Source organism: Pantoea jilinensis (assembly GCF_019104105.1).
GTDB classification, from domain to species: domain Bacteria; phylum Pseudomonadota; class Gammaproteobacteria; order Enterobacterales; family Enterobacteriaceae; genus Pantoea; species Pantoea eucalypti.
In genome coordinates, this window is record NZ_CP077746.1 from 2,203,891 (window position 1) to 2,216,356 (window position 12,466).

A 12,466-nucleotide genomic window follows, 5' to 3' on the forward strand; every position below is an offset into this window, starting at 1 on the left:
GACAGTGTCACAGGGTGGCTTTGTTTAGCGTTGCGCCAGTGCCGCCTGCATCCATGCAATCACCAGCGGAGAGTCTTTTTCCTGCAGTGCCGCGCGCTCAGACTGGAACAGCGTAGCCACATAGAAAGGATGATCCGGTAACTCCACGCCGCGAACGTCACCGGCATCATCCCAGGCGGTAATGCGCAGCGTATTATCGCCCAGCGCGTCACTGAATTCCGGGTTAACGCCAAAGTTACAGTGGTAGCCCTCGTCGCTTTCCAGCGTCCCGTAAGCCAGAGCAATACGGGAACCCGCTTCAAACCTCACCTTGCCACGCTGCTCCACCAAAGAGCAACTCAGCGGGGCAATGACCATCCGTCCGCCGGTATCCGTTTCAGCATGACGGGCATCGTGCCAGCCCAGGACGTTGCGCGCATACTCGATCACCGCATACTGGAATCCCCCACAGGAACCCAGGAAAGGTTTACCGCTCTCCCGCGCCCAGCGCAGGGTTTCAAATACGCCATTATCGTTGCGGTAAGGACTGCCAGGAACAACCCAGACCGCATCACTGCGCGTCAGGTCTGTCTGTTCGAGGTGGTCAGTAGCGATCCAGTTCGTTTCAACGATAAGATTTAGCCGACGTGAAGCACGTTCAATAGCAAGGGGGATAGCCTGATGGGCAACCGCATCGGCGCGGTAGTCACCGACGAGAGATAAATGCAGTGGAGACGACATGAACTGATCCTTCCTGGAGAAATTGAGAGGTTACAGTAATGTTAATTTTCTGTCGAGGGTGACATTGTGCATCCGCGTATTGATAAGATTTTAATATGACTGCGCGGTTTTTCACCGGCGGTCTGAAGTCATTTTAACTTCCTGCTGGCCGCCCCATGACCTCCACTTCCCCTCCCGATCTCACGACGCAATCGGTTTCTTTTTTTGCTTTCTGAAATAAATCATCTGATTGTGCGCCGGATCGCCTTTTGACTCTTTTTTCGCCAATGCCGGGCAGGTAATGTCTGATAATTCGTCAGATTGACTGCGATTCAGCCAGTAACCTTTCATTAGCACTGTCTGATTATTATTCAACAGCCGATTTATCTGGTTAGCTTCGATTTAGCAGTTAATATCATTACTCGCTAGTGCAAGGTGCTCATTCAGAGTATCTGTACTAATATTTTTTGCTGCTTCAACATTTAAAACCAATTAACGATTTGTTATAAGTTTTTTAACCCAACATCCCTGGATTCAACGGGTTGCCAGAAAATTCTTGCCCTGACGCCCGTAATCAGCCAAATTAGTCGCCGCTTTTCCCTTCTAATAACAATCTTGCGCATGGAAAACTCACATGACGCGGACTTAATTCCTGTCCCGAAACAGGGTATGAAAAAACTGAGGTACATGTGTCAACTGCAAACAAACACACTGATGAGGCTGTCAGTCTCAATGCGTTTAAACAGCCGAAGGCGTTCTATTTAATCTTCTCGATCGAATTATGGGAACGTTTTGGATTCTATGGCCTGCAGGCCATTATGGCGGTTTACCTGGTGAAGCAACTGGGATTGTCTGAATCAGACTCCATTACCCTGTTCTCTTCATTCAGTGCGCTGGTTTATGGGCTGGTCGCGATTGGCGGCTGGCTCGGTGATAAAGTGCTGGGCACCAAACGCGTCATCGTGTTGGGCGTGCTGGTGCTGGCATTGGGTTATGCGCTGGTCGCGTTCTCCGGTCATAACGTCAGCATTGTCTATATTGGCATGGCGACCATCGCGGTTGGTAGCGGCCTGTTCAAGGCAAACCCCTCTTCGCTGCTCTCGACCTGTTACGACAAAGATGATCCGCGTCTCGACGGTGCGTTCACCATGTTCTATATGTCGATCAACATCGGTTCCCTGTTTTCGATGATGCTGACACCGTGGTTAGCCGCGAAATATGGCTACAGCGTCGCCTTCTCACTGTGCGTCATTGGCCTGGTTATTACCCTGTTTAACTTCCTGTTCTGTAAACATATGGTTAAGGATTACGGCTCTAAGCCAGACTTTGCGCCGTTGCAGATCGGTAAACTGCTGATGACTCTTATGGGCGTCGTTGTGCTGATCGCGCTGGCCAACTGGATGCTGCATCATCAGGTTATTGCACGACTGGTGCTGGCGGTGATTGCGCTGGGTATTTTGCTGGTGTTTGCCAAAGAAGCCTTTGCGCTGCACGGCGCGGCGCGTCGTAAGATGATTGTGGCCTTCCTGCTGATGGTCGAAGCGATTCTGTTCTTCGTCCTCTATATGCAGATGCCAACATCGCTCAACTTCTTCGCTATCCGTAACGTTGAACACACCATTCTTGGTATTACGTTTGCGCCAGAGCAGTTCCAGGCACTGAACCCGTTCTGGATCATGCTGGCCAGTCCGCTGCTGGCGGCGCTCTATAACAAGCTGGGCGATAAACTGCCCATGCCGCATAAGTTTGCCTTTGGTATGGTGCTCTGCTCCGCTGCGTTCCTGGTGCTGCCGGTGGGTGCAAAGTTCGCCAGTGATGCAGGCATCGTTTCTGTAAACTGGCTGATCCTGAGCTATGCGCTGCAGAGTATTGGTGAGCTGATGATCTCCGGCCTCGGCCTGGCGATGGTCGCGCAGCTCGTGCCACAGCGCCTGATGGGCTTCATTATGGGTTCCTGGTTCCTGACCACGGCAGGTGCAGCTGTGATTGCAGGTAAAGTAGCAAACCTGATGGCCGTGCCTGAAAACGTAACCGATCCGCTGATTTCGCTGGCAACCTACAGTCGCGTATTCCAGCAGATTGGTATCGTGACGGCGGTGATTGCTCTGCTGATGCTGATTACGGCGCCGTTGCTGAACCGCATGACACAGGCGCAGGATAGCGACGCCAGATCAAACAATGTGAAAGCGTAATCGCTGCCACGTGACAAATCAGCCGGGCTCTGCCCGGCTTTTTTATGCCTCACACTCCCCCTTAACAGATCCCTGATCCTTATCACTGGTAATTCCATCCTGAGTCTTTACTATGCTGTGATCCCACTGCAACAAGGAGTACATGGTCATGAAACTGTTTTGCAAAGCAGGAGCCTGCTCTCTCTCTCCCCACATTGTTATGCGCGAATGCGGGCTGGACTTCACGCAGGTGAATGTTGATCTGGCAACCAAACTCACCGAACGGGGCGACGATTTTCGCCAAATCAACCCTAAAGGTCAGGTGCCCGCGCTGCAGCTCAGCGATGGTACCGTGCTGACGGAAGGCGCCGCGATTGTACAGTATCTGGCAGACCTCAAACCCGATCGCCATCTTCTGGCGCCGGTTGGCAGCCTGACGCGTTATCACACTCTGGAGTGGCTGAGCTACATCGGCAGCGAGCTGCACAAAAGCTTTGGGCCGCTGTTTCGCCCCGGATACTCCGATGAGGTGAAAGCGCAGACCCGCAACCAGCTGGAAGCGAAATTCCGCTATGTCGATGAGTCATTACGTGACAGGCAGTGGCTGATGGGGATGCATTTCAGCGTCGCGGATGCTTATCTGTTTGTGGTGACGCGCTGGGCAAAAGCGCTGGGGCTGGATTTGTCCGGCTTTACGGCACTTGGGGCATGGTTTGATCGTGTCGCGGAACGTCCTGCGGTGCAGGCGGCGCTGAAAGCGGAAGGCTTAGCCTGAGAGAACAGGGCCGGTTAACCGGCCCTGATGCGTTACAGCTTTTCTGCCGTGAAGTGCTGCGTCGGACGGGCAATGGCATCCTGTGCCGCCACCAGCTGCAGCTCATACTCGCCCATCTCATGAGTTTTCAGCATCACCTCATACACCGCGGCAGTGACGTGCTCCAGCGCATCCTGCAGTGATTTGCCGTGCAGCAGATTAACCAGCAGCAAACCACTGGTAAGATCGCCCACGCCGACGGGCTGACGGACACCGAAATCGACCAGCGGACGGCTGATGTGCCACGCGTCTTCTGCTGTTACCAGCAGCATCTCAAAACGGTCGCTGCGACGCCCTGCGCGTGCCAGATGCTTCACCAGCACCACACGTGGTCCCTGGGCAATCAGTGCCCGCGCAGCGTCTACCGCCGCGTCGACGTCAGTGATTGTACGTTCACTTAGCATTTCCAGCTCAAGCAGGTTCGGGGCGATAATGTCGCTGGCTGGCATCGCCATCTTGCAGTGGAACTCCGCCACACCCGGTGCCACGATGCAGCCTTTTTCCGGATGACCCATCACCGGGTCGCAGAAATACCAGGCCTGTGGGTTAGCCGCTTTGACCTGACGAACAATCTGCAGAATCTGCTCGCCCTGCTCCGCCGAGCCCAGATAACCGCTCAGCACCGCGTCACAGGTCTTCAGGCGGTCGATATCCGCAATGCCTTTAACGATGTCGGTTAAATGCGTTGCAGGCATGACCGTGCCGGTCCAGTGCCCATACTGCGTATGGTTGGAAAACTGCACGGTGTTCAGCGGCCAGACGTTTGCACCCAGGCGACGCATCGGAAATTCAGCTGCCGCGTTACCTGCATGACCAAATACAACGTGCGACTGAATCGCTAAGATATTTTTCACTAGTTTGCCCTGTCCTGCCTTGCCATAAAAAAGGGCCGGAAACCGGCCCTAAATCTTACTGCCAGTTAATCAGGCAGTAATGTTTCTTACCGCGACGCAGCAGCGTGTAGCGGTTAAACAGTTTGTCGCTGTCGCTGAAGCGGTATTCCGCATCGGACTGTTTTTCACCGTTCAGTGAGACGGCATTCGAACCGATCATGGTGCGAGCCTGGCCGCGAGACGGCACGAGCTCCGCTTTCACCAGCGCCTGCTGCAGGTCATCGTCTGCGCCCAGCGCGATAGTTGGCATACCATCCTGCGCCAGTTGCTCAAAGTCAGCTTCCGTCATTTCGCTTACAGAACCGGAGAAGAGGCTGGCGGTGATGCGTTTCGCCGCCGTCAGGCCCGCTTCGCCATGCACCAGACGCGTGACCTGCTCAGCCAGCACATACTGCGCGCGTGGCGCGGTACCGCTGTTTTTGTCCTCTTCTTCCAGCGCGTTGATCTCTTCTATGCTCAGGAAGGTGAAGAACTTCAGGAAACGATAGACGTCAGCATCCGCGGTGTTGATCCAGAACTGATAGAACTTGTACGGACTGGTTTTCTTCGCATCCAGCCAGACTGCGCCGCCTTCCGTTTTACCGAATTTGGTGCCGTCAGACTTGGTGATCAGCGGAACGGTCAGGCCAAAGACCTGGTTCTGATGCAGACGACGGGTCAGATCGATACCAGAGGTGATGTTACCCCACTGATCGGAGCCGCCGATCTGCAGCGATACGCCGTGCAGTTCATTCAGGCAGGCAAAGTCATAACCCTGCAGCAGATTGTAGGAGAACTCGGTAAAGGAGATGCCCTGGTCGTCACGGTTCAGACGCTGCTTCACTGCTTCTTTGTTAATCATCTGGTTAACAGAGAAGTGCTTGCCGATATCACGCAGGAAGGTCAGCACGTTCATGCTGCCGAACCAGTCGTAGTTGTTGGCGGCGATGGCGCTGTTGCTGCCGCAATCGAAGTCGAGGAATGGCGCCACCTGCTGGCGGATCTTTTCAACCCATTCGTTGACGGTGTCACTGGTATTAAGTTTACGCTCTGCGGCTTTAAAGCTTGGATCGCCAATCAGGCCGGTTGCACCCCCGACCAGGGCTACCGGCTTGTGGCCGGCATCCTGAAAACGCTTCAGGCAGAGCAGCGGTACCAGATGACCCAAATGCAAGCTGTCAGCAGTGGGGTCGAAGCCGCAATAGAGCGAAATTGGCCCCTGTGCCAGTTTCTCTGTTAACGCGGCTTCATCCGTCACCTGGGCGATAAGGCCCCTCTCCTGCAATTGTTGTATCAGGTTACTGCTGGTCATTACTGACTCCAAATTGATCAGACTGCACCTATGCTGGTACACAGCTTTCCGCTGACTTGCGGAATCGAAAAAAATCAGGGCTATAGCATAAAGCGCTGGCGCTTTCTGTGCCAGCGCTGATAGGGAGAAATCGTGCAGATTCAGGGAGCCAGACGGTCGATTTTCCAGCCGTCATTGTCGCGCTGGTAGATGAAACGATCGTGCAGACGATGTTCGCCCCCCTGCCAGAACTCCATTGTGTGAAATTTCACCCGGTAACCGCCCCAGAAGCTGGGCAGCGGCACCTCGCCCTGCTGAAACTTCTGTTTAAGCTCAAGGAACTTCCCTTCCAGAATCCCGCGCGCCGAAATCCGGCTCGACTGCTTCGATACCCAGGCACCAATCTGACTGTCACGCGGGCGGCTGTGGAAATATTTCAGCACCTCCAGCGGCGACAGTTTTTCCACTTCGCCCAGCACCATCACCTGACGTTCCAGAAAGTGCCACGGGAAGTGCAGGCAAATGTGCGGATTGTGCGCCAGCTGTAACGCCTTACGGCTGCCGAGGTTGGTGTAAAACACCATGCCCTGCGCATCAAAGTGTTTCAGCAGCACAATACGCTGCCACGGCTGACCCTGCTCATCCACGGTGGCCACGGTCATGGCAGTAGGATCGGGCAGTTTTGCCTCACAGGCCTGGCTCAGCCACTGTTCAAACAGCGCGATCGGATTGTCCGGCAGATCCTTGCGACGCAATCCGCCGCGGGTATATTCACGCCGCAGATGGGCAATGGTGTGTAGCGTTTCGCTGTCGCTCATTAATGCTCGCCTATTCAGAGATAAAGTCAGCTGGCAGGTTGCAGCTCACAATCATTCACGACAATTTTATCGTTTCGTTCGATAAATGCGCCGTTTCCTTTGGACCAGAAAACATAGGTGTCATCGCTGTAGCGCGCGCCGGAGGCGGAGACGGTCTGCTTCAACGTTAAAGGCTTGCCATCCATAATGAAACTTACCTGCTCCTGCGCCTCGTCCAGCGTCACGGTCAGGGGCATTGTTCCGCAGCGATAATGCAGGGTCTGTGGCGATGCCGGCTGTTTATGCATCAGGCTACAGCCTGACAATAGCAGCACCGCGACAACGGTTAATCCTTTCAACATAAGCGGGTCTCCTTCACGAGTGAAGCTGGCATTATAAGAAGGATTTGTCGCGAAGTAAGTGGGAATCCGCGCCAATCTGGAGGATGCTGTCAGCCAGGCTGAATTATTGCGCCTTTTCAGACGGTTGTCTGAATGCACAGGCCGTGTTATCAGGCTACGCTCTATAGATCTTAAGCGAGGAAGACAAACATGAAATTTGATAACGAAGATGCATTTAAGCTGGCCGTGGCGTTTATGAACCATAAAGAGAATGCCACCATCGCCAGCAGCTACTTTAAAACCTTTATCGACACCTACCAGAAGTTTGACCGCTGGCTGAGCGCATCTGACCCGGTCAGCGCCATGAAAGCGGAAAAAGCGGCCGCCAAAGCGGGCGAAGACTCTATTCTCTGATCCTTTTTCACGGGTCCGATAGCCCTTCAGGCGTCGGACCCGCGAATAGCGCCAGGTGCCGCCATCGATGTGGCATCCTGCATGCGATTCTTCCGCGTTAACGGAATTATCTGCGCTCTCTATTTCCCGCTTTTGCTCCGTTTTTTATTTCGATGCGGTCAGGGCTCAGCTGAAACGCATAAACAGCCGCATGCATTTGCAATAAATGCTATTCGCCGGCGCCATGCCTGCTAATTAACGCAATACACTCTGTTTTTGTATAAAAAACAGGCATCGACGCGCGACAGAGCCAGCAAAATTTATAAAGCCGTCTATGCTGTAAACGTCTGGATATACTTCATGGAGCAGAAAAATGAAAATGAAAACCCTGTCAGCCATCGCGCTGCTGGCACTCTCTTTAGGTACGCTTGCAGGTTGCGCCTCGAATCAGTCTATTAAGACGACCGATGGCCGCACGATTGTGACTGACGGCAAACCGCAGATTGATTCAGATACCGGTCTTGTTTCTTACCGTGATGCTCAGACAGGAAAAACTGAGCAGATCAATCGTAATGAAATCAGTAATATGAGCGAACTCGACAACTAATATAAGGTGAAGACGATGAAAAAAGCGCTGATTTTACCTCTCGCCGCATTGATTGGTATGACCGTATTAACTGGCTGCACCCGTACCAGTTATGCGATTCAGACTAACGATGGACGCACCATTATTAGTGATGGCAAGCCTTCTGAATCGGATGCTGGCCTGCTGGCCTATACCGATGCCAATGGTGTGAAGCAGCAGATTAATAAAGCAGACGTTAAAGCCGTCTCTGAAGTTCCGCACAAATAATCGCAATGCTGTTCTCGCGTTAATAAAGTCGCTTAAGAGCGGCTTTATTTTTGCCTTTTTTTCGCCTTTTACCTGATATAGCCCCACTCTCAGAGCGGGCTTTTTTAAAGCAGAAATATCCGATGCGATATGGCAATAATATTGCAAAGCATTATAAGGAACTGTGCAATTTATCGTTTATACAGGCGTAAAAAACCGACTGGAAAATGCTGTTGCGCACAGGCCACATCACTTATCTGAATTTCAGGCAAACGTCTGCTTCTTTAACCAGAACAATAGTTCAACCTGTTCACTTCAAAAATAATCTATTGTTTTTTATTATTTACTATCATGAAGTTATATCATGACACAAAGGTTCCCTTTATTTTTAACAAAATTATCTGGTGCCGTCTGTAACTTATGACCTTTTAGTCCAGCGCCTCTTTAACTAGACTATTTATATCGCTATCAATCAGGAGGCTATAAATGATTTATCACGATACAACGACTGGTCATATGATTCTTGGTGAAGCAGCAATTAATCTGGCATTTGAAGAACAGGATATTACGCTGGTATCGCTGATTCGTCAGTTGGGCGAAATGGCCGAAAAGGAGTGCAGCGATGAACGTGTAGAGCAGATTGCTGATGCACGACACTGGCTCAAAGGTTTCATTGAAGATTCGCCTCGTGACCGCGCCGAATTAAACTGGCTGGTCGAGACCGGGCAGGCACCGGTTTCCCTGAAAGATTATCGGTAGTCATAAGGCTTCGACGTTCATTTCTCATGAGAGCCGGACGCCCTTCTGGCTCTCATGCGCTTCATACTGCTGTCCCTTTGCTTCTCTTTACGGCCGCTCTCTCGCTGCCCGGCATCCTGACCAAAAAACGTCATTCATCATTACGCTGAAATAACTGTACAGATTCACTTTTTGCGTATAACTTCGCGGCTATTCGATCGTTTTTACATCAACAGCCAGGAAACGCACCATGTACCCGAACCCGAGACTGCCGCGGACGGCAGACGATATCGCCCGTTATTTCAATGCGGCAAGCCTGCCCTCACAGCAGGAGACACTGGGACAGGTAGTCGTGGAAATTTTGCATGCCGGCGGGAATGTGAACCGTAAGTCGATCTGTACCAAACTCCTGCGTCGCCTCGAAACAGCGTCCACTGAGGAAGAAGAGCGCCACTATCGCGCGCTCATCAGCCTGCTGTTTGGTCGTTAATCATCGCCACGCTTCGCCCCGGTCAGCGCGTCAGTGGCTCCCCACTCTCCGTCACCCGCTGTGCCTGAGGATGTTTCGCTGTCTGGGTTTCAAACCCACCACGGGCGGCAAAAACAGAACAGCCAATGGCTGCCACGAGTGTCAGTAAGATTGAAGTTTTCACGAAACGGGCCTTAATTTTCCACGCAATAGAATAAAGCGTAAAAGCCTGGCACATAATCAGACCCGGGGAAAGGAAGCGGAAGAATTTCTCTGTCCGGAAAGCGTATATCAGAGAAGCGCCTGTTTACGGATGCTGCTGTCCCCACTCAGAACACTTATCCCAGTATTTTCAATGCCAGCGCCAGCGTCTGCTCTTCATGGATCACATCACTGACTTTGCCCGACACGCGCATACCGTATGCGATGCAGAGAATTAAACCGGCTGCCGCTTCACTGTCCAGCGTGCGATTGATAGAGCCATCCTGTTGTCCCAACTCCAGCAATGAAACCAGGAAGCGCTGACTACGCTTGATGACATCATCAATGCGCTGCGCAAGATCTTCATCCATCGTCTGCAGCGCAATGGCGCTGGACACCACCAGACAGCCGCATCGCCCCTCAATGGCACGCGCCGAATCCAGGTAGAACTGTAACAACTCCGTGATTTTATCCCGTCCGCTGACACAGGGTGCCAGACGGCGGCGCAGTTCGGTATTTCTCAGCAACAGATAACGTTCGAACACCAGCAGAAAGAGGGAGCGTTTGTCTTTAAACGCTTTATAGATGCTGCCTGCGGAGAGGTTCATCGCCTCCCCCAGATCGCCTATTGATGCCGCGTGATAGCCTTTTTGCCGGAAAACGATCATGGCACGATCCAGAGCCTGTTCAATGTCGAACTCCCTGGGCCGTCCCCGCTCTTTGTTTTTATGCGCTGTCGCTGTCGTGCTCATTAATTACCGGCCTGAAGAAGTGCGTTCCTGTCAGAATCAACAGGGATTCTATCCCAGGCTCGGGTAACAAGTATAGCTGGCGGCGATCAGCCCGCAGCATACATTCGGACAGATCTCTGTTCCTGTCGCTGAATGGCAGAGGGGGTTTAACCGGTTGTGACCTGCAATCCGGCTCAGGTTACAGGACAAACCGCTCATGATTCACTCAGGTAGTAACGCGTTTTTTTTGCGGCAATCAGCCCGTTACTGTGTGTTTATTATGGTCAGCCATAATCTGAGCGGCTTAATTAACAGCCTGGCGTGGTTCTCATTGTCAGCAACATATAAAAAGAGTCGGTTTTTTATATCGCTGTTATCGTCGACCGCGTAAAGCTCATATTCATGATGATGGCGGACCAGCATCTACTTCAGCACAACCACCGGCAAATCCGTTACCCGCGTGGTATAGGCAGGTGACAGCATCTCGCGCTTCATCGCCCAGGCCTTGTTGATCCCCTGCCCGGCAAACCAGAGTTTTCTGCTGCCAGGTTTGTTAATTTTATTAATCAGCGGCATCAGACGACGAGTGGTGTATTCCTCAATAGCAAAATGATGCGAAGCACGGCTTTGCTGACCGAGACAGTCAGTCAGTTGATGTGATTTTAAGCGTCCATTCGCTGGTCCTCAGACCGGCCTGGGAGGAATCAGGCACGGTCTGATTCTGAATTAGTCGCGTTTTTCCATCTTTATCCAAAATACCGCGATGCTCAGCAGTAGACAGATAACAGCACCGACGCTGAACAGCAAATCAACAGCCAGATTCAGGCTGGCATGATCCACCACCGCACCTAACAGCACGGGCACCCAGTTAGCGATATAGGCAATGACGTAGAACAATGAAATCAGTTTTGCGTGACTGGCTGCAGGAGAGATCATATTTAGCAGGGTCGCACTTCCCACAAAGATGGCGCCATAGGAATATCCAGCCACAAGCAGTCCTGTGCATGCCCATACTAAAGAGTGGGTGCTAATAGCCCAGGTAAAAAACACAATCGAAATGGCCTGAGTAAGACAGCCGGCAGCAAGAGATGTGCGAGCGCTAATCCGGCGGCTCCAAATCTGACTGATACCGGCCACCATTAAGTATACCGCAATCACATAGCCATAAACGCCCTGACTATGAATGCCGAGCAGATGCTCCGATACTGCCGGTCCAATCGACAAAATACTGGCGGCAAACGCCCAGCTCATAAACAGAGCGCCAGCGCACAGGAAAAAACGTATGCCAGTCGCTTTCAGTCCGGCTTTAAGTGTCGTACCCGCTGAAATGGCAGACGAGGATGGCGCAGCCTTGGGTTGGTCGTGATGACGCGCTGGCCAGCTAAAACGTAATCCGATCAGGGCAATCGCAGCCGTGATCATAATCAGCAGAAACGGCAACGTCTGGCTGTGGAAATTTGTCTGAATCGCCACGCCGCTAAAAACTGGCCCCAGTGCCAGACCGGTGGTGAAAGAAAGCGTTGCGAGCAGAGCTGCAGCTTTACCGCCATCTTTAGGGCCAAAACGCAAAAGGGCAATATTAGCTGCGCCGGTTAATGCCCCGGTTCCTACGCCCGCCAGCAGGCGTGCCATAAACAGACAGGCAAACGAATCGGCGAGTGAAAACAGCAATGCACCTGCGAAGACGGCCAGTAGTGCAGGCATCATCAGGCTGCGCAGGTCAGCAACTTTCCCTGCAAGATTTCCTACACTGAACAACGCAATCAAAACACCTGCCGCATACGCGCCATAAATGATTGTCAGGCTGACGGCGGTTAAGCCCAACTGCTGTTGATAGAGGGGATAAAGCGGCGTTGGTGCACTGCTGTTCAATAAGGCAGCGACTAGCGCCAGTGCAAGAAAGAATAAAACGCTCTTTTTGGAAGCAGAATTCTTTTTGTCTGTCGGACGACTATCAATAGTTAACACTTCTGACATTTTTATTTCCTGAGCTGTAGATAAATCAACTCTGTGCAGCGAATGCGAATACCACAGAGCAGCAAACAAAGTGATGATAAAACCTGCTTATTCCCTATGGTAGAGACAAGATTGCATCACAAGCATTCATTTATGCAGCT

Annotated in this window: 15 protein-coding genes and 1 pseudogene; 7 read left to right on the forward strand and 9 right to left on the reverse strand. The window is 52.1% G+C overall.

Annotation, left to right across the window (positions count from 1 at the left end; genetic code table 11):
• Positions 1-24: 24 nt before the first annotated feature.
• Positions 25-720 carry a CTP synthase C-terminal region-related (seleno)protein gene (locus tag KTJ90_RS10365; protein WP_003848997.1) on the reverse strand — a complete coding sequence of 232 codons (696 nt, stop codon included), beginning with the start codon at positions 718-720 and terminating at the stop codon, positions 25-27.
• 668 nt (positions 721-1,388) lie between these two features.
• Here KTJ90_RS10365 and dtpA point away from each other — a divergent pair.
• Together dtpA and gstA are read left to right on the forward strand one after the other, a co-directional pair.
• Entirely contained in the window at positions 1,389-2,891 is a 1,503-nt protein-coding gene (dtpA, locus tag KTJ90_RS10370; RefSeq protein WP_499024465.1) for an MFS transporter, read from the forward strand.
• 148 nt (positions 2,892-3,039) lie between these two features.
• Positions 3,040-3,645 (forward strand): glutathione transferase GstA, encoded by a 606-nt coding sequence (gene gstA / locus KTJ90_RS10375; RefSeq protein WP_003848994.1) that lies wholly within the window; start codon positions 3,040-3,042, stop codon positions 3,643-3,645.
• A gap of 32 nt (positions 3,646-3,677) precedes the next feature.
• On the opposite strand, the gene pdxY is transcribed toward gstA, so the two are convergent.
• The 4 genes from pdxY to KTJ90_RS10395 all read right to left on the reverse strand — a co-directional run bounded on the left by pdxY (position 3,678) and on the right by KTJ90_RS10395 (position 7,006).
• Positions 3,678-4,538 carry a pyridoxal kinase PdxY gene (pdxY, locus tag KTJ90_RS10380; protein ID WP_003848993.1) on the reverse strand — a complete coding sequence of 287 codons (861 nt, stop codon included), beginning with the start codon at positions 4,536-4,538 and terminating at the stop codon, positions 3,678-3,680.
• A gap of 55 nt (positions 4,539-4,593) precedes the next feature.
• On the reverse strand, positions 4,594-5,868 hold the full coding sequence (tyrS, locus tag KTJ90_RS10385; RefSeq protein WP_008926220.1) for a tyrosine--tRNA ligase: 1,275 nt from the start codon (positions 5,866-5,868) through the stop codon (positions 4,594-4,596).
• A gap of 140 nt (positions 5,869-6,008) precedes the next feature.
• On the reverse strand, positions 6,009-6,665 hold the full coding sequence (pdxH, locus tag KTJ90_RS10390; RefSeq protein ID WP_499024468.1) for a pyridoxal 5'-phosphate synthase: 657 nt from the start codon (positions 6,663-6,665) through the stop codon (positions 6,009-6,011).
• Positions 6,666-6,691: 26 nt separating this feature from the next.
• Positions 6,692-7,006 carry an MliC family protein gene (locus KTJ90_RS10395; RefSeq protein ID WP_003848990.1) on the reverse strand — a complete coding sequence of 105 codons (315 nt, stop codon included), beginning with the start codon at positions 7,004-7,006 and terminating at the stop codon, positions 6,692-6,694.
• 189 nt (positions 7,007-7,195) lie between these two features.
• Between KTJ90_RS10395 and KTJ90_RS10400 the strand changes: the two genes are divergently transcribed.
• From KTJ90_RS10400 to ycgZ, 5 genes are all read left to right on the forward strand, one after another.
• Complete coding sequence (locus tag KTJ90_RS10400; protein ID WP_003848989.1) at positions 7,196-7,399, forward strand: hypothetical protein; 204 nt, start codon at positions 7,196-7,198, stop codon at positions 7,397-7,399.
• A 352-nt stretch (positions 7,400-7,751) separates the two neighbouring features.
• Positions 7,752-7,985, forward strand: a complete 234-nt coding sequence (locus tag KTJ90_RS10405) for a YgdI/YgdR family lipoprotein (RefSeq protein WP_003848987.1) — start codon at positions 7,752-7,754, stop codon at positions 7,983-7,985.
• A gap of 15 nt (positions 7,986-8,000) precedes the next feature.
• Positions 8,001-8,231 carry a YgdI/YgdR family lipoprotein gene (locus KTJ90_RS10410; RefSeq protein WP_003848985.1) on the forward strand — a complete coding sequence of 77 codons (231 nt, stop codon included), beginning with the start codon at positions 8,001-8,003 and terminating at the stop codon, positions 8,229-8,231.
• Positions 8,232-8,696: 465 nt separating this feature from the next.
• A complete protein-coding gene (locus KTJ90_RS10415) occupies positions 8,697-8,969 on the forward strand; it encodes a hypothetical protein (RefSeq protein WP_008926219.1) in 273 nt (90 codons plus the stop codon).
• Between the two features lie 229 nt (positions 8,970-9,198).
• Positions 9,199-9,438: a regulatory protein YcgZ gene (gene ycgZ / locus KTJ90_RS10420; protein ID WP_003848978.1), complete on the forward strand. Its 240-nt coding sequence runs from the start codon at positions 9,199-9,201 to the stop codon at positions 9,436-9,438.
• A gap of 22 nt (positions 9,439-9,460) precedes the next feature.
• Here ycgZ and KTJ90_RS10425 read toward each other — a convergent pair whose 3' ends face one another.
• The 4 genes and pseudogenes from KTJ90_RS10425 to KTJ90_RS10440 form a co-directional block, all read right to left on the reverse strand.
• On the reverse strand, positions 9,461-9,601 hold the full coding sequence (locus tag KTJ90_RS10425) for a hypothetical protein (protein ID WP_223296456.1): 141 nt from the start codon (positions 9,599-9,601) through the stop codon (positions 9,461-9,463).
• Between the two features lie 154 nt (positions 9,602-9,755).
• Positions 9,756-10,370, reverse strand: a complete 615-nt coding sequence (locus KTJ90_RS10430) for a TetR/AcrR family transcriptional regulator (RefSeq protein WP_008926218.1) — start codon at positions 10,368-10,370, stop codon at positions 9,756-9,758.
• 402 nt (positions 10,371-10,772) lie between these two features.
• Positions 10,773-10,928: pseudogene (locus KTJ90_RS10435) on the reverse strand (DUF4113 domain-containing protein); the annotation flags it as partial.
• A 147-nt stretch (positions 10,929-11,075) separates the two neighbouring features.
• Positions 11,076-12,326: an MFS transporter gene (locus tag KTJ90_RS10440; protein WP_499026494.1), complete on the reverse strand. Its 1,251-nt coding sequence runs from the start codon at positions 12,324-12,326 to the stop codon at positions 11,076-11,078.
• Between the last annotated feature and the right edge of the window lie 140 nt (positions 12,327-12,466).

What these genes read in the sequence shown, in the direction of transcription:
- pdxH (WP_499024468.1), bottom strand. Translation starts at nt 6,665, where the DNA reads ATGAGCGACAGCGAAACGCTACACACCATTGCCCATCTGCGGCGTGAA.
- KTJ90_RS10430 (WP_008926218.1), bottom strand. Translation starts at nt 10,370, where the DNA reads ATGAGCACGACAGCGACAGCGCATAAAAACAAAGAGCGGGGACGGCCC.
- ycgZ (WP_003848978.1), top strand. Translation starts at nt 9,199, where the DNA reads ATGTACCCGAACCCGAGACTGCCGCGGACGGCAGACGATATCGCCCGT.
- KTJ90_RS10365 (WP_003848997.1), bottom strand. Translation starts at nt 720, where the DNA reads ATGTCGTCTCCACTGCATTTATCTCTCGTCGGTGACTACCGCGCCGAT.
- tyrS (WP_008926220.1), bottom strand. Translation starts at nt 5,868, where the DNA reads ATGACCAGCAGTAACCTGATACAACAATTGCAGGAGAGGGGCCTTATC.
- KTJ90_RS10440 (WP_499026494.1), bottom strand. Translation starts at nt 12,326, where the DNA reads ATGTCAGAAGTGTTAACTATTGATAGTCGTCCGACAGACAAAAAGAAT.
- KTJ90_RS10410 (WP_003848985.1), top strand. Translation starts at nt 8,001, where the DNA reads ATGAAAAAAGCGCTGATTTTACCTCTCGCCGCATTGATTGGTATGACC.
- KTJ90_RS10405 (WP_003848987.1), top strand. Translation starts at nt 7,752, where the DNA reads ATGAAAATGAAAACCCTGTCAGCCATCGCGCTGCTGGCACTCTCTTTA.
- gstA (WP_003848994.1), top strand. Translation starts at nt 3,040, where the DNA reads ATGAAACTGTTTTGCAAAGCAGGAGCCTGCTCTCTCTCTCCCCACATT.
- KTJ90_RS10395 (WP_003848990.1), bottom strand. Translation starts at nt 7,006, where the DNA reads ATGTTGAAAGGATTAACCGTTGTCGCGGTGCTGCTATTGTCAGGCTGT.
- KTJ90_RS10400 (WP_003848989.1), top strand. Translation starts at nt 7,196, where the DNA reads ATGAAATTTGATAACGAAGATGCATTTAAGCTGGCCGTGGCGTTTATG.
- KTJ90_RS10415 (WP_008926219.1), top strand. Translation starts at nt 8,697, where the DNA reads ATGATTTATCACGATACAACGACTGGTCATATGATTCTTGGTGAAGCA.